The sequence below is a fragment of the Ideonella sp. A 288 genome, from assembly GCF_002198735.1.
GTDB lineage: Bacteria > Pseudomonadota > Gammaproteobacteria > Burkholderiales > Burkholderiaceae_C > Pseudaquabacterium.
Map to the genome: position 1 here is coordinate 1 of NZ_MWLO01000069.1, position 15,853 is coordinate 15,853.

10 protein-coding genes and 1 tRNA gene are annotated in these 15,853 nt (G+C 72.8%); 3 read left to right on the forward strand and 8 right to left on the reverse strand.

All coding sequences use genetic code 11. The features are described 5' to 3' along the window. Together EOINJALH_RS05085 and EOINJALH_RS05090 are read left to right on the forward strand one after the other, a co-directional pair. Window positions 1-271, forward strand: a 271-nt coding sequence (locus EOINJALH_RS05085) for a PfkB family carbohydrate kinase (protein WP_310732269.1), incomplete at its 5' end; no start/stop codon positions are given. Between the two features lie 44 nt (window positions 272-315). Then, entirely contained in the window at window positions 316-1,356 is a 1,041-nt protein-coding gene (locus tag EOINJALH_RS05090) for a tagatose 1,6-diphosphate aldolase (RefSeq protein WP_158219659.1), read from the forward strand. Window positions 1,357-1,449: 93 nt separating this feature from the next. Here EOINJALH_RS05090 and EOINJALH_RS05095 read toward each other — a convergent pair whose 3' ends face one another. The 4 genes from EOINJALH_RS05095 to EOINJALH_RS05110 form a co-directional block, all read right to left on the reverse strand. Continuing rightward, a complete protein-coding gene (locus tag EOINJALH_RS05095) occupies window positions 1,450-2,370 on the reverse strand; it encodes a PEP-CTERM sorting domain-containing protein (protein WP_158219660.1) in 921 nt (306 codons plus the stop codon). Between the two features lie 67 nt (window positions 2,371-2,437). Then, complete coding sequence (locus EOINJALH_RS05100; protein WP_158219661.1) at window positions 2,438-3,676, reverse strand: diguanylate cyclase; 1,239 nt, start codon at window positions 3,674-3,676, stop codon at window positions 2,438-2,440. A 231-nt stretch (window positions 3,677-3,907) separates the two neighbouring features. Beyond that, window positions 3,908-4,663 carry a molybdopterin-synthase adenylyltransferase MoeB gene (locus EOINJALH_RS05105; RefSeq protein WP_088279268.1) on the reverse strand — a complete coding sequence of 252 codons (756 nt, stop codon included), beginning with the start codon at window positions 4,661-4,663 and terminating at the stop codon, window positions 3,908-3,910. A 74-nt stretch (window positions 4,664-4,737) separates the two neighbouring features. Then, window positions 4,738-6,186, reverse strand: a complete 1,449-nt coding sequence (locus tag EOINJALH_RS05110) for a S41 family peptidase (RefSeq protein ID WP_088279238.1) — start codon at window positions 6,184-6,186, stop codon at window positions 4,738-4,740. 182 nt (window positions 6,187-6,368) lie between these two features. On the opposite strand from EOINJALH_RS05110, the gene EOINJALH_RS05115 reads away from it, so the two are divergent. Further along, window positions 6,369-8,261 (forward strand): tetratricopeptide repeat protein, encoded by a 1,893-nt coding sequence (locus tag EOINJALH_RS05115; protein WP_088279239.1) that lies wholly within the window; start codon window positions 6,369-6,371, stop codon window positions 8,259-8,261. Between the two features lie 26 nt (window positions 8,262-8,287). On the opposite strand, the gene EOINJALH_RS05120 is transcribed toward EOINJALH_RS05115, so the two are convergent. The 4 genes from EOINJALH_RS05120 to EOINJALH_RS05135 all read right to left on the reverse strand — a co-directional run bounded on the left by EOINJALH_RS05120 (window position 8,288) and on the right by EOINJALH_RS05135 (window position 15,801). After that, a tRNA-Arg gene (locus EOINJALH_RS05120) sits at window positions 8,288-8,362 on the reverse strand. Window positions 8,363-8,399: 37 nt separating this feature from the next. Continuing rightward, window positions 8,400-12,782, reverse strand: a complete 4,383-nt coding sequence (locus EOINJALH_RS32125; protein ID WP_234413662.1) for a translocation/assembly module TamB domain-containing protein — start codon at window positions 12,780-12,782, stop codon at window positions 8,400-8,402. Window positions 12,783-12,796: 14 nt separating this feature from the next. Further along, complete coding sequence (locus EOINJALH_RS05130; RefSeq protein ID WP_088279240.1) at window positions 12,797-14,632, reverse strand: autotransporter assembly complex family protein; 1,836 nt, start codon at window positions 14,630-14,632, stop codon at window positions 12,797-12,799. After that, entirely contained in the window at window positions 14,629-15,801 is a 1,173-nt protein-coding gene (locus tag EOINJALH_RS05135; RefSeq protein ID WP_088279241.1) for a VWA domain-containing protein, read from the reverse strand. Before EOINJALH_RS05135 ends, EOINJALH_RS05130 begins: the two co-directional genes overlap by 4 nt. Window positions 15,802-15,853: the final 52 nt, after the last annotated feature.

Below are 15,853 nucleotides of genomic sequence, written 5' to 3' on the forward strand. Positions count from 1 at the left end.
CGGCGCCGAACTGGTCGTCACGCTGGGCGCCGAAGGCGCGCTGTGGCGGCGCCCCGATGGCCACGAACAGCACCTGCCGGCCTTCCCCGTGCAGGCCACCGACACCAACGGTGCGGGCGACGTGATGCACGGCGCGCTGCTGCTGTCCCTGGCCGAGGGCCTGCCGCCCGAGGCCGCGCTGCGCCGCGCCATGGCCGCCGCCGCGCTGGCTTGCCGGGGCAGCCTGCCCGACCGCGCCGGCCTGAACCGATGGATGGAGACCCACCGATGAGCCCTTCGACGGCGACCACGGCGACTGCGCCGACCCCCGCCCCCTTGCCGACGCCCCACGACGGCCCGCCGAACGCTGTCGCCACCGCCGGCAAGCGCTGGCGCCTGCGCCGCCTGGCCGACGCGCAGGGCTTCTTTTCGATGGTGGCCATCGACCAGCGGCCGCCGATCTTCGCCACGCTGGCGCGCGCCCACGGCATCGCGCCCGAGGCGGTGCCCTTCGACGAGGTGGTGGCCGCCAAGCGCGCGCTGGCGGCGGCCTTCGCCGGCCAGGCCAGCGCCATGCTGGTCGACCCCAACTGGGGCTACCCTGCCGCCGCCGACCTGTTGAACCCGGCCGCCGGCCTGGTGATGACGCTGGAAGACCACCGCACCACCGTCGACCGACGCTCGTCGGCCATCGCCGACTGGTCGGTCGAGAAGATCCGCGCGCTCGGTGGCGACGCCGTCAAGCTGCTGGCCTGGTACCACCCGCGCGCCTCGGCCGCCGTGCGCGAGCACCAGCAGGCCTTCGTGCAGCAGGTGGGCGAGGACTGCGCGCGCTGCGACACGCCCTTCGTGCTGGAACTGCTGCTGTACCCGCTGGCCGGTGACGACGCCGATGCCTACCGCGAAGACACCGCCAAGCGCGCCGACGAGGTGCTGCAGAGCGTGGAGGCCTTTGCCCACGCACGCTACCAGGTCGATCTGTTCAAGCTCGAGAGCCCGATGCCCGCCGAGCAGGTGCCCGACCCCGACGGTCCGGGCGGCGACACCTGCCAGCACACCTACCGCGCATTGAACGCGTCCTGTGGCGGCCGGCCCTGGGTGATGCTGTCGGCCGGCGCCTCGGCCGAGGCCTTCGAGCGCGTGGTGCGCCACGCGGCCCGCGCCGGCGCCGCCGGCTTCCTGGCCGGCCGCGCGCTGTGGTCCGACGGCCTGGCGCTGTGGCCCGACCGCGCGGCGGTGGCGCAGCACCTGGGCACGGTGGGGCTGGCACGCCTGCGCCATCTGCGCGCGCTGATGGCCCGCGAGGGGCGCCCATGGCACCCGCCGGCATGGCTGCCGGCGGTGCAGGGCGAGGGAGCGTTTGCCCGGGGGCGGTGAGGGCGCCGGGCCGCTGACCGGGGTTCGCCCACCCGCGGCTCGAACAGGCGAACGCTGCGGTTCAGAGCCAGGTGTTCCGGCGCCGATCGGTGGTCAACGGATCGGCCGCCCCGGTTCGGCATCGGCCTTGGACCGGCGCAGGTGGCGCCAGGCGAGGGCCGGCAATCCCAGCAACAGCAGCAGGGCGGACGCTGGCTCGGGGACGGGCGCGCTGGGCTGGAAGGCCAGATCCGCGTTGCCGGACATGCCGGAGCCGATGATCGATCGGGCCCCGGTGGTCAGGTTCATGCGCTGCACCCGGCCGCTCAGGTCGAAGCCGTAGATCAGGCCGTCCGACCCGATCTGGAGGTCGCCGCTGCCCCATTGGACCGGAAAGTTCAATCGGTCCAGGAAGCCAGTCCGCGGGTTGAAGGTGATCAGCAATGACCGGTCGTCGATGGCGTAGAGTGATCCGTCCGGCGCGAAGGTCAGCCCGCCGCTGGTGCCCATGTGCCGTTCGATGGACTGGCGGGTCCACGCCTGGCCGGCTCGGGTGAGCCGCACGAGGTCGAAGGCGGTGTCCGTCGTGTACAGCCTGCCGTCGGGGCCGAAGCGCAGGTCGCCTCGGGCAGCGATGTTGCTGGCCACCAGTGTGGTCTGCTGGCTCGCGATGTCCAGGCTGAGGATCGTGTTCGCTGAGGTCAGCCCATAGAGCCGCCCGTCGGGCCCGAAGGTGATGTCGCCGGTGGGGGCGAAGAGCCCGGAGATCAGGCGCCGTTCGCCGGTGGCCAGGTCGAGGCGCTGCACCCGCGACGACAGATCGAACCCATAGAGGAAGCCATCGGGGCCGAAGGTGATCGAGCTGTCCGGCAGGAAGTTGTTGGCCACCACCGTGAGCGCGGCGCCCGGCCGCGTGGTGTCGAGCTTGACCAGTGACCCGACGGCGCCCACGCCGAACAGCGTCTCGGCCGACGCCGTGCCAGCCAGGGTGGCGGCCGCTGCCATGACCAGGTGTTGCAGGAACCTCGTGCGCATCGTGTCGTCCATCTCGTGAGATGGTGCGCATGCTATCGATCGATCGGTGCGTCCAGGTTGTCGTGGGTCAAGGCGGCGGGGCCGGGCGAGTGGTCGATTCCATGGGCTGGTTCGCGGCCGACTCCGCCTCGGTGGTCACCCATTCGGCCACCCGGTCGCGCCCCTCCGACTTGGCGCGGTACAGCGCCTTGTCCACGCGCTGCATCAGCGGACGAGGGTCGTCCTCGCCCGGCAGGGCCATGGCCACGCCGACGCTCACCGTCATCCGCACCGCGTGCGTGCGGCCCTCGACATCGATCTCGAAGCGGGTCTCGCCGATGCTTTGCCGCAGGCGCTCGGCGGCCTCGCGGGCACCGCCGGCGGTGACCTCCGGCATCAGCACGATGAACTCCTCGCCGCCGGTTCGGGCCACGGTGTCGGTGGACCGGGCAGCGCGCAGCAGCCGCTGCCCGGTCTCGATCAGCACCAGGTCGCCGGCCGGGTGGCCGTGCAGGTCGTTCACGCGCTTGAAGTGGTCCAGGTCCAGCGACACCACGGCGAAGGCGCTGCCGCTGCGGCGGCTGCGGCGCAGTTCGTTCAGCAGCTGGGCTTCCATGGCGCGACGGTTCAACAGGCCGGTCAACGGGTCGGTCTGCGAGGTGTGGTGCAGCGACTTCACCAGCCGCGTCACCAGCAGGCCGGTGAAGGTGAAGCAGAACATCGAGGCACCGATCAGGTAGCCGTAGATCACCGCGCCGCTGCCGTCGGTGAGGCTGTGCAGTTCGATCGGGTGGTTCATGTTCAGCGCCTGCCGGATCACGCGCTCGGACGACATCAGCACCAGCAGCGATGCCGGCACGCTGAGCATCCAGAACGGCAGGCGGCCGAACTCGCGCTTCAGCGGTCCCACGCAATCCGCCGCCGCCCGACCGATGGCCCACACCGCGAAGCCGTAGCTCAGGATCACGCGCCAGGACGCCTGGTCGACCTGGGGGCCCAGCGCGACCATCAACGCAGCGGTCAGCCCCCAGCCGATGGCCTGCTCGCGGTCGCGGGTCGGCAGGCCGACGAACACCAGCAGGCCGCGCCGCAGCGTCACGAAGCCGCCGGTGAAGCACAGGCCGCTGCCGACGAAGGCCCACCAGGTGCGGGCGTCGCTGCGGTGCGTCAGCAGCACGAACCCAACCCCCTGCAGCAGCAGGAACGCGGCCCAATGGGCCATGGCCGCGCGCTGCTGGCGCAGCAGCAGGCTGCACAGCCCCAGGCCTGCCGCGTAGATCAGCAACTGCACGGCAACCATGCCCATCAGGGACGAGAAATCGACCACTCCTGCCTTGTCTTGCGGGCGCGTGCGCGCCCCCCCATCGAGGGAAACCTGAACACTTGTCTCTGACTTATCGGCTTCCCAGCCGGGTCTGGCAAGGGCCCAGGCGCGGTCGTGCATCACGCATTGACCGAGGACAACGGGCGGCGATGGGATCGCCCCACGCCCTGCACGACGCCCCGCACCAAGTCCGCCGACGGGCCTGTCGGCCCGCCGGCCCGGGGCGCTCGGACCTCAGCCGCGCAGGCCCGCGCACACCGGGCAGGCGGGCTGCCGGGCCATGCGGATCTCGGTCCATTCCATGCTGCGCGCGTCCAGCATCTGCAGCCGCCCGGCCAGCGAGCGGCCGACGCCGGCCATCAGCTTCAGCGCCTCGGCGGCCTGCACCGTGCCGATGATGCCCACCAGCGGCGCGAACACGCCCATGGTGGCGCAGCGCACCTCTTCGAAGGTGGCCTCGGGCGGGAAGATGCACGCGTAGCAGGGCAGGTCGGCCCCGCGCGTGTCGTACACCGACACCTGGCCGTCGAAGCCGATGGCCGCGCCCGAGACCAGTGGCTTGCGGTGCCGCACGCAGGCCAGGTTGACGGCCTGGCGCGTCTGGAAGTTGTCGGAGCAGTCGATCACCACGTCGGCGGCGGCCACGGCCTCGTCCAGCCAGGCGGCGTCGGCCCGGTGCACCACCGGCACCACCTGTACCTCGGGGTTGATGGCGGCGATGGTCTGGCGCGCCGATTCGGCCTTGGGCTGGCCCACCCGCGACAGGTTGTGGGCGATCTGGCGCTGCAGGTTGGTCACGTCCACCGTGTCGTGGTCGACCAGCGTGATGCGGCCGACCCCGGCGGTGCCCAGGTACAGCGCCACCGGCGAGCCCAGGCCGCCGGCACCGATCACCAGCGCATGCGCCGCGAGCAGGCGCATCTGGCCCTCCACGCCGATCTCGTCCAGCAGCACGTGGCGCGAATAGCGCAGCAATTGGTCGTCGTTCATGGCCAGGAGCATACGACCGGCGGGCGCAAAAAAGCCCGCCAGGGCGGGCTTTCCCGGGGGCGGATCTCGAGGACTTACTGCTTGTCGGCGGCCAGTTCGGCCTTGCGCTCGGTCTGCGATTTGCTCACGACCACCGGCTTGCCCTTCAGCTGGTTCAGGGCCTGGGTCAGCGGGAAGTCTTCATTGCTGCCGAACTCGGGCAGCGGCTTGGGCGGTTCCTTGCTCTTGGCCATCTGGTCTTCGAGCTTCTTCTTGGCTTCCTCGCGGGCCTTCTCGCGCACCGGGTCTTTTTCGGCGTCCTTGCCTTCCTTGCCGTTGACGAGGTGCTTCTCGAGATCGGCCTCGCGCATGCGCAGCGCGGCGAACACGTTGCCCTCGGCGGTTTCGTCGAGCCACAGGTCGGGCACGATGCCCTTGGCCTGGATCGAGCGGCCGCTGGGCGTGTAGTAGCGGGCGGTGGTGATCTTCAGCGCGGTGTCTGGAGACAGCTGGCGCACGGTCTGCACCGAGCCCTTGCCGAAGGTTTGCGCGCCCATGATGGTGGCGCGCTTGTGGTCCTGCAGCGCGCCGGCCACGATCTCGCTGGCCGAGGCCGAGCCTTCGTTCACCAGCACCACCAGCGGCACCGTCTTCAGGGCCGCGGGCAGGCGCTTCAGGGGGTCGGCGCCACGGCGCACGTAGTACTCGGACGAGGCCTTGTAGACCGACTTCGAATCGGCCAGCTGGCCGTTGGTGGAGACCACCGGCACGTCGGCCGGCAGGAAGGCCGCCGACAGCGCCACGGCGCCTTCGAGCAGGCCGCCCGGGTCGTTGCGCAGGTCGAGCACCAGGCCCTTGAGGTTGGGCTCCTGCTTGTAGATGTCTTCGAGCTTGCGGGCGAAGTCGTCGATCGTGCGGTCCTGGAACTGGCTCACGCGCAGCCAGGCGTAACCGGGCTCGATGACCTTGGCGCGCACGCTCTGCACGCGGATCTCCTCGCGCACGATGGTCACCGGGAAGCTGCGGTTCTCGTCCTTGCGGAAGACGGTGAGCATGACCTTGGTGGCCGGCTCGCCGCGCATCTTCTTGACGGCCTGGTCCATGGTCAGGCCCTTGACCATGGTGTCGTCGATCTTGGTGATCAGGTCGCCGGACTTCAGGCCGGCGCGGAAGGCGGGCGAGCCCTCGATCGGCGAGACCACCTTGACCAGGCCGTCTTCCATACCGATTTCGATGCCCACGCCGACGAAACGGCCGGTGGTGCCCTCGCGGAATTCCTTGAAGGTCTTCTTGTCGAAGTAGACCGAGTGCGGGTCGAGGCCCGACACCATGCCGGAGATGGCGTCGGAGATGAGTTTCTTCTCGTCCACCGGCTCGACATAGTCGCTCTTGACCATGCCGAACACGGCCGCGAGCTGCTGCAGCTCTTCGAGGGGCAGCGGGGACAGCGAGCTGCGGGCATAGGCCTGCAACTGCATCGTGGTCAATGCGCCGGCCACGGCACCCAGTGCCAACAGCCCAGCCACCTTGAATTTACCGCTCATGTTGCCCTGCCTTGCCCCGATGGGGCCTGAGGTTCGTCGAGATAAATCCAGTATAAAGGCGGGCCCCTCCAAGCGTGTGAAGCCGATGTGATGCCCGCCCCTCGAATCGGTGTTCGTTGCGGTCGGATGTCGCGGCGGGTGCGGCAGCCGCAGCACCTATCATCGCGCGCCAGGGAGCAGGCATGCGCGACAAGCCGGTGGTCACAGGCCAGGATGATGCAGCCGCCGAGGGCGCTGTGCGGGATGGTCCGCGCGCGCCCGGTGGGCCAGGGCGCCTGTCGCCGGGCGCCGCCGCGCCGGACGATGAGCTGCGTGCCGCGCAGCGCCGCCTCGACGCGGCCCGGGCCTGGGCGCGCTGGAGTCCCGACAAACGCCGCCGTGCCCTGGCCGGCGCGCTGACCGACCTGGCCAACCTGCTCGGCGACCTGGGCCGCCATGCCCAGGCGCTGCCGCTGGCCGAAGAGGCCGCCGAACTGCTGCGCGTGCCCGATGCCGAGCGTGCCCGCCGCTACCGCGCCGTGCGGGCGGTGGCCCTGAACAACCTGGCCAACCACCTCAGCCAGCTCGGCCAGTGCGAGCCGGCGCTGCGCGCCGTGGCGGAGGCGCTGGCGCTGTTCCGGGCCTTGGCCGCCGAACAGCCGAACGAGAGCCGGTCCGACCTGGCCATGGCGCTGAACAACCAGGCCACGATGCTGGGCGACCTGGGGCGGCGCGACGCGGCCCTGCGCGCGGCGCAGGAGGCCGTCTCGCTGTACCGCGGGCTCGATGCCGAAGACCCGTCGACGCACCGGCCCGACCTGGCGATGGCGATGAACACCCTGTCCAACCGCCTCGCGGCCATCGGGCGCCATGGAGCGGCGCTGCTGGCGGTGCAGGACGCCGTCGACCTGTACCGCCTGTGGCTGGCGCCGGCGGGTGGGGCCCAGTGGCGCCGAGCCGTCGCTCGGCCGCAGTCTCCAGACCTGGCCTTGTCGCTGTGCAGCCTGGCCGCCAAGATGGCCCGCATGGGCCAGGCCGAGCCCGCCCGGCGGGCGGCGCAGGAGGCTGTGGCCACCTTTCGCGCGTTGGTCGAGCGCCAGCCCGAGCTGTACCGCCCGCACCTGGCCACCGCCCTGGTGCAACTGGCCAACGGCCTGGTCGATCTGCACCGGCCCGACGCGGCCTGCCCGATCGCCCAGGAAGCCGTGGCGCTGTACCGGACCTTGGCCGACGACCTGCCGGAACTGGTGCAGCCGGCACTGGCCTCGGCACTGAACGATCTGGCCACGGCGCTGTCGGGCGCGGGCCGGCCCGAGGAGGCGCTGTCGGCCGTGCAGGAGGCGGTGGCGCTGCGCCGCGAACAGGTGGCCCGGCGGCCCGAGGCGGTGCGGCCCGACCTGGCCTGCGCGCTGGGCAACCTGGCCGCCCTGCAGGGAGCGCTCGGCGCCTTCGAGCCGGCGGCGGCCGCAGCGCTGGAGGCCGTCACGCTGTACCGCGAGCTGGCGGCACAGTGGCCCGAGGCCTTTGCGGCCGAACTCGCCGGCGCCCTGGGCAACCTGGCCAACGTGCTAGGTGCCACCGGCCGGCCCGACGAGGCCCTGTCGGCGGCGCAGGAATCGGTGGGCCGCTACCGCCACCTGGTGGCCAAGGGGCAGTCGGTGCACGCCCCCGCGCTGGCCGCCGCGCTGGTGCAACTCGGCCAACGCCTGGCCGAGGGGGCCGCGCGCGACGGTGGGCCCTCGGCCGGTGCACAGCACGAGGCCGCATTGCGCACCGGCGAGGAAGGGTTGGATCTGCTGCGCGACCTGTTCGTGCGCCATCCCGAGGCCCACCGGCAGCCGCTGACCAAGGCCCTGGTGGTGTTGGCGATCCAGACCGCCGAGGCCTCGGGCGCCGCCGAGGCCCTGTCGCTGGCCCACGAGGCCGTGATCACCTTGCGACCGGCCTTCCTGGTGGCACCCGATCGGCATGGCGACCTGATGGCCGCGGTGGCCGCCGAGTATGTCGACCTGCACGCCCGCGCCGAGCGTCGGCCCGACGACGCCCTGCTGGAGCCGATCGTGCGGCTGCTGGAGGCGCGGGTGAGGGCGGACTGAGGTGGGACCGCGGGCGGGCGCTGGCCTGGCGCCCCCGGCAGGAATCGAACCTGCATCTAGCGCTTAGGAGGCGCTCGTTCTATCCATTGAACTACGGCGGCGGAGCCAGCCATTTTGGCATGGCCGACCGGGGCCGCGTCAGTTCCAGCGCCAGGACCAGATCAGGTCGAGCGAGGTCTCCTCGCCCGACTGTGCCCGCAGCGTGAAGCGCTGGGCGATGCGGTAGATCAGCTGCCAGGTGCCGGTGGTGGCGTTCAGGCCGCGCTCGTAGCCGACGTACCAGCGGCGCGACAGCTGCTTGCCGAGCGTCACGATCGTCTCGCGCACGTCGCCCTCGGTCTGGCGCACCGAGAAATCCGTCAGGCCCAGCCTGCCCAGCAGCTCGTCGGTGGGCGCCTTGCCCTCGCCGGCCAGCAGCGCGATGGCGGCGCGCTGCAGCAGCGCGGTGTCGGTGCGGCCCAGGCCGTCGGGGCTGCGGCCTAGCACCAGCCACGACAGCTTGTCCATCTCGGCCATCTCGGGTTCGCTGACCAGGCGGATGCGCGGCTGCTGCGCCGTGCCGGCCACCGCCACGCCCACCACCACGTCGAGGTTGGGCCGCACCGCCAGCACGTCCAGGCGCGGGTTGTTGGCCGCGCCCGAGAAGATGACGTCGCCGCGGGTGATCTCGAGCTTCTGGCCATAGGCGGCGTAGGTGCCCCCGGTGGCGCGCACGGTGCCGTCCAGCGCCAGCCGGCCGCCGGGGCTGGTGACGCGCAGTTCGCCCTTCAGCCCGGTGTCCAGCCCGCGGCCGCGCACGCGCAGGCGGTCGCCCAGGTCGATGGCCAGCTGCACCTTGGCGTTGCGCAGCGGTGCCGGCAGCGCGGCCGGTGCCGGGCGTTCTTCCAGCGCGCCCGGTGCGCCGTTCGGGGCGGCGCTGCCGGCGGCGTCGATGGTCGTGCCGCGGCGGTGCACCTGCACGTCGTCGTCCAGCGTCGGCGCGTCGCCCTGGCTCAGGTCGAACAGGCCTTCGTCGAGCCGCACGCGGCCATCCACCTGCAGCGCCAGCCGGTCCAGCCGCACGTCGGCCTGGCCGCTGGCCACCACGCGCCGGTCGATGCGGCCCAGCACGCGGAACTTGTCGGCCACCAGGCTGAGCCGGGCCGACGGGTTGGCGCCCAGGGTGGCGTCACCGGTGAGGTCGAGCCGGCCGCCTTCGCCGCCCTTGAAGCTGAAGCGGTCGACGCGGGCGCGGTCGCCGGCCAGGGTGATGTCGAGCACGCCTTCGCTGAGGTGGATGCCCTGCAGCACGTTGCGAAGGCTCAGGTCCTGCCCCTGCATGCGGCCGCTGAGCTCGGGCGCGGCCACGGTGCCGCCGACGTCGGCACGGGTGTGCAGGCTGCCGGCCAGCCGCCAGCCGGGCGGCACCCACAGGCCCCAGGCGCCGAGCTGGTCGACCCGGGCGTCGACGACGCCCTGCAGCGGCGCGGCGGCCGGCGGCCAGACCTGCGTGGGCTGGGTGCGGATGACCTGGGCGCCGGCCATCTGGCCGATCTGCGCGCCGGCCAGGCCCTGGGCAAACTGCCACAGGCCGTCGTGCGCGGTGAGCGCCAGGCGAAGCTCGGTCAGGCCCAGCGCCTGCACCGCGCCCAGCTCGTCGGTGATGCGCAGGTCGCCGCCGGCGCGTTCGAGCACCACCTCGGCATCGAAGCGCTCGTTGCGACGGATGTCGATGCGCCCGGCCAGCGACAGGTCGCCGCCCCAGCCGACGTCGGGCTGCAGGCGACGCAGCAGCGGCGCCACGTCGAGCGCCTCCAGCTCGGCCGCGAGCAGCAGGTGGCCGTTGGCACCGCCGGCCTTCCATTCGGCCTGGCGCCAGCGCAGTGCGGTCAGGCCGACGCCCTCGGGCCCGGTGGCGGCGGCGCCGGAGGCCGCGGCGCCGGCCGGCTTCGGCACGGCCACGGGCGTGACAGCGGCGCTGACTGAGGTGGTGGACGCCGGGCCCAGCCGGGTGCCCAGCAACTGCAGGCGCCCGGGCTCCAGCACCACCGACATGGGCCGGCCCGTAGGGTCGAGCCGCAGTTCGCCGGCCAGGTCCTGTGCCTGCAGCCAGGCACGGCTGGCGCCCCGGGCGTCGCGCGCGCCGCCGCTGAGCGTCAGGCCCTGCCACTGCCAGCGGTGGCCGCCGGCGTCGGTCGACCATTGCCCGCGTGCCTGCCCGTCCATCCGCGTGCCGACGCCGGCGGGGCCGAGCAGGTTCTCGGTCCAGGCCGGCGGGCGCACGGGGCTGTCCAAGCGCCAGCGCAACTGGTGCTGCGCCAGGGTGCCGCTGGCCTGCGCCTCCAGGCGGTCGGCGCGCTGGCCGGCAGCATCCAGGCCGGCCAGCGTGAGGTCGAGCGACAGCGCGGGGTCGGCCCCGGCGCCGGTGCTCCAGCGGGCGTCGGCAGAGGCCAGGCGCGCGGCGGCGCTGCGCAGGTCGCGGGCCTGCAGACGGCCGCTGCTGCGCAGGTCGGGCCAGCGGCCGTTGACAGTGGTGTCGGCCTCGAAGCGACCGGCCGAGGGCAGCCACCGGGTGGCGGACGGGGCCCACTCGGCCACCACCCGCGCCAGCGGCGCCAGGGCATCGAGTGCCGGGGCCTTGACGTCGAGCTGCCAGTGGTCGGCCTGGCCGACGCCGTCGCGGCGGCCGTCCAGGGCCACCCGGTTGCCGCCCGACAGCAGCGCGGCCCGCAGCGTGGCGCCCTGGCCCTGGCTGCCCAGGCGGGCCTCGCCGGACAAGGGCACGCCGGCGACGACGCTGGGTGCCAACGTGAGGTCGGCGCTGCCGTCGAGCGCGGCCAGCCAGGCCTCGGGCTGGCCGCGGCGTGCCTCGGGCGGTGCGCCGCGCCAGCGCAGGTCGGCGCTCAGGCTGGCATCGATGCGGTGCGGGCCGCGACGCCAGGCCGAGCCTTCGCTGCCGCGCCACCAGGGGCGCGGGTCGAAACCTTCGAGCTGGCCACTGCCCGACAGGTGCCAGGCCGCGCCCTCGCGATCGGCCTGGCCGGCCAGCCGGGCAAGTGCGGCGCCAGCGCTGGCCAACGCACGGCGCAGCAGCACGCGGTCGGCGCTGGCGTCGGCGTCCAGGTCCAGCCGCACCGGTGTGCCGCTGCCGTCGAGCGCGCGGCCGTCGAGCACGCCCGTCACGGTGAGCTGGGGCTGCAGGGGCTGGCCCGCCGGTGGCTGCAGGCCGCTGGCACGCAAGGTGAGCGGCCCCGACACGCTCAGTGCGGCGGCGCGGGCGTCCAGCCGGGCGGGTTGCAGGTCGGTGAGCTGCAGGCTGAGGCCGAGGGTGCCGTCACTGCCCGCGCCGCCGCGCCACTGGCCGCTGCCGCCGGCCCGGCCGGCCGGCCCCTGGGCATCGGCCAGTTGCAGGTCGAGGCGCTTGAAGTCGACATGGCCGGGGCGGTTGGGCACGGCGGTGGCTGTCAACGCCAGGCTGCGCACCGGCAGCCGGCCCTCGTCGAGCCGGCCGGGGCGGCGGTTGGCGAGGTCCACCTGGGCCTCGGCGGGCAGGTCCATGCCCTTGGAATCGATGGCGGCCCGGCCGTCGATGGCCGTGGTCGGCCAGCGGTCCGACAGGCTGGCCAGGTCGAAACCCTGCACCTCCAGTTGCAGCGCGGCCAGCGGCCACGCCACCCAGGGGTGCACCTGGGCGCGGGCCTGCAACGACAGCGGGGCGTCGGGCGACGCCTTTCCGGCGGTGGCCGGCGCGGAAGCCGCGGTGGTGCCCGGGATCTGGCCGGTCAGCGCGGCCTGCACCGCCAGCTGCGCCAGCGGGCCGTCGGCCTGCAGCGTGCCCTGCCAGGGCGTGCCGCCGGTGGCGGCCAACTGCAGGCGCGCCATGGTGGCCAGCGGGGCGTCGGTGCCCACGGCCAGGTTGCCGGAGACACTGACCCGCTCCACCTCGGCCTGCAGGCGCTCGACGCGGTGCAGGGCCCCCTGGTTCGCCCCCAGTTCCAGGGTGGCGGACAGCCCGCGCACCGGCGGCAGATCGTCGACCTGCACCGTGGCCACCGCGAGCGACTGCACCAGCAGGTCGAGCGGCATCCGCAGGCTGGCTGGCGCCGCCGCGGGTGTGGTGGACGCGGCCGGGCTGCGGTAGCGCACGGCGCGGGCCCGGGCCTGGGCCACGGTCAGTGCGCCCCACACGCCCGGTCGAGGCTGCAGCCGCAGCGACAGGCCGCGCAGTTCCAGCCCGTCGATCTGCAGCCGGCCGGCGTTGCCGGGCAGGGCCCAGTCGAGCTGGTCGATGTGCAGGTCGCCGCCGGCCAGCGTGCCGCGCACGCCGCTGGCCTGCAGGCCGGGCGCCTGCTGCAGCAGCCAGGGCCAGGTCGGCTCGCTGCGCCAGGCCCAGTACGCCACGCCGCCCAGCAGCAGGCCGACGGCGACCAGCAGCGCCAAGCCGCCCAGCGCGGTGCGGCGCAGCCACGAGCGGCGCGGCGGCGTCGGTGGCGCGGGGGCGGCCTCGACCGGGGCTGCGGCGGGCGGCGGGGTGTCGGTCACTCGCGCATCCCGGGTCAAAAGGTCACGCCCACGGTCAGGTGCAGGCGGGCCTTGCGCAACTCGTCGGCCCAGGCCACGTCGGCCCGCACCGGGCCGATGGGGCTGCGCCAGCGCACGCCCACGCCGTAGCCGAGGGCGGGCTTGTAGTCCTGCCAGCGGTCGACGGCGCGCCCGGCGTCCACGAACACCGCGCCCCACACCGACGGCATCGATGCCCAGATGGGCCGCGCCAGTTCGGCGCTGGCGGTGAGCACCGCGTTGCCGCTGACGACGCTGCCGCCGACGGTGGGCGTCAGGGTGCGGTAGCCGTAGCCGCGCACCGACTCGTCGCCGCCGGCGCGGAAGCCCAGTGCGTCGGGCACCACGACCGAATCGCGCTTGACGATCTGGCCGGCCTCGACCCGGGCCTTGGCATACCACTGGTCGCCCAGCGGCAGGTAGCCGGTCAGACGTGCCTGCACCCGGGTGAACGGCCCGCTGTCGGCCTGCGTGCTGCGCGCCTGGCCGGCGCCCAGTTGCAGCGACAGGCTGTAGCCGCGGGTGGGCAGCAGCACGCTGTCCAGCCGCCGCAGCACCAGGTGCAGGTTGGCGCTGGCGGCCATCGCGTCGATCACCACGCCGTCACGGGTGATCTGGCGCGAGCGCAGCAGTTCGGCGAACTCCAGCCGCTCGATGGACTTGGTGTCGCGCGTGCGGCCGGCGCGCAGGCGCTGCGACAGCACCACGTCGGTGTCGCTGCGCTCGCGTTCGATCTGCACGCCCAGCAGCCAGCGGGTGAAGCCGGCACCGGGGTGGGTGAGGAAATCACCGCCCCAGCGCTGGGCGTCGCGGCCCCATTCGAGCTTGTTGTACGAGGTGACGGCCCAGTCGAAGGGGCGGCGGTGGGTGTGCTCGAGCGACAGGCGGGGGCCGTTGTCGGTGCTGATGCCGGCGCCGGCCACGGCCTGCTGCAGCGGCAGCTCGTGCAGGCGCACGGTGACCGGTGCCGCCGCCGGCCCCTGCGTCGGGTCGAAGGCCACCGACACGGCCTCGAACAGGCCGGCCTTCTGCAATCGGTCCTGGTAGTCGAGCAGCAGCACCTCGGTCAGCGGCGTGCCGGCACTGAAGCCGGCCAGGTGCTGCACCGTCGCCAGGTCGTGTCGCTGCAGGCCTTCCACGTTCAGCGGGCCGGCCAGGAACAGTGGCCCGCTGTCCAGCGCCACCTCGAGCGTGGCCGCGGTGGTGGCCTCGTCGATGTCGGCGCGGCTGCTCGTCAGCGTGGCCGCGGCGTAGCCGGCGGCGCGCAGCGTGGCCAGCCACTGGCGCTTGGTCTCGGCCCAGTCGGGGTTGCGGAAGGCCACGCCCTCGCGCAGCGGTCCGGCGGCGCGCAGCCGGCCGAGCGTGTTCTGCGCGGCGGCATCACCGCCGGCCGCCCGGCCGTCGATCTCGCCCTCGACGCGCACGCTCACCTGCCGCACGCGCACCCGCGGGCCGGTGCGCACCTTCAGCGTGGCGCGCACCGGCGTGCCGGGGCTGCGCTGCACGGTGATCTCGGGCTCGAAGTAGCCCTCGGTGCGCAGCAGGTCGCGCGCCTGCGCGGGCGCCGCCACCAGCAGCCGCTGCACCTCGATGGCATCGAGCGCCTCGTCGTCGCGCAGCTGCATGGCGCGCGACAGGTCCAGGTGCTGGGCCAGCAGGGTCTTCAGCTCGGGCGGCGCGTCGATCTCGACCTGCAGGGCCCCGGGCGGGACGGCCGGGCGCGACAGCCCGGGCAGCGGCAGCTCCGACAGCGTGGAACAGCCGCCGGCCAGCAGAGCCACCACCACCAGCGCGAGCGTGCCGGCGGCACGCCGCACGTCGGGAAGGATCACTTGCTCAGCAGCCGCATCGCGCCTTCGAGCCCGGCCAGGGTGAGCGGGTACATGCGGTGGTTGGTGAGCTGCTGGATGACGGAGATGCTCTGCCGGTACTGCCACACGCCTTGCGGCTCGGGGTTGATCCAGGCGTACTTGGGGAAGGCGTTGGTCAGGCGCTGGAGCCATTCGGCGCCGGGCTCTTCGTTGTTGTACTCGACGCTGCCGCCGGGCTGCAGGATCTCGTAGGGGCTCATCGTGGCGTCGCCGACGAAGATGAGCTTGTAGTCCTTGTTGTACTTGCGGATGATGTCCCAGGTGGGTGTCTTCTCGCTGTAGCGGCGCCGGTTGTTCTTCCACATGAAGTCGTAGACGCAGTTGTGGAAGTAGTAGAACTCGAGGTGCTTGAACTCGTTCTTGGCGGCCGAGAACAGTTCTTCCACGCGGTGGATGTGCTCGTCCATCGTGCCGCCCACGTCCATCAACAGCAGCACCTTGACCTTGTTGTGCCGCTCGGGCACCAGCTTGATGTCGAGCATGCCGGCATTGGCGGCAGTGCAGTGGATGGTGTCCTCGAGGTCCAGCTCTTCGGCGGCGCCTTCGCGGGCGAAGCGGCGCAGGCGACGCAGGGCCACCTTGATGTTGCGGGTGCCGAGTTCGAGCGTGTCGTCGTAGTCCTTGTAGGCGCGCTGGTCCCACACCTTGACGGCACTCTTGTTGCGGCCCTTGTCCTGTCCGATGCGGATGCCCTGCGGGTTGACGCCGTAGGCCCCGAAGGGGCTGGTGCCGCCGGTGCCGATCCACTTGCTGCCGCCCTCGTGGCGTTCCTTCTGCTCCTCGAAGCGCTTCTTCAGCGTTTCCATCAGTTCGTCCCAGCCCATCTTCTCGATCTTGGCCTTCTCCTCGGGGCTGAGCTCGAGCTCGAGGTTCTTGCGCAGCCACTCGAGCGGCACTTCCTTGGTGAAATCGGCCAGCATCTCCACGCCCTTGAAGTAGGCGCCGAAGGCCCGGTCGAACTTGTCGAAGTGCGCTTCGTCCTTGACCAGCGAGGTGCGGGCCAGGTAGTAGAACTGGTCGACCGAGGTGTCGATGACGCCGGCCTTCATGGCTTCGAGCAGGGTCAGGAACTCCTTGACGGAGACCGGCAGCTTGGCCGCGCGCAGCGTGTAGAAGAAGTTGATGAGCATGGGCGTCGTCCCGGCAGATGGGCGGAGTGTCGGTGGGCGGCGGCGCCCGCCG

Coding starts and splice junctions, on each gene's coding strand:
- EOINJALH_RS05095 (WP_158219660.1), bottom strand. CDS start 2,370: ATGCGCACGAGGTTCCTGCAACACCTGGTCATGGCAGCGGCCGCCACC.
- EOINJALH_RS05105 (WP_088279268.1), bottom strand. CDS start 4,663: ATGAACGACGACCAATTGCTGCGCTATTCGCGCCACGTGCTGCTGGAC.
- EOINJALH_RS05110 (WP_088279238.1), bottom strand. CDS start 6,186: ATGAGCGGTAAATTCAAGGTGGCTGGGCTGTTGGCACTGGGTGCCGTG.
- EOINJALH_RS05115 (WP_088279239.1), top strand. CDS start 6,369: ATGCGCGACAAGCCGGTGGTCACAGGCCAGGATGATGCAGCCGCCGAG.
- EOINJALH_RS05135 (WP_088279241.1), bottom strand. CDS start 15,801: ATGCTCATCAACTTCTTCTACACGCTGCGCGCGGCCAAGCTGCCGGTC.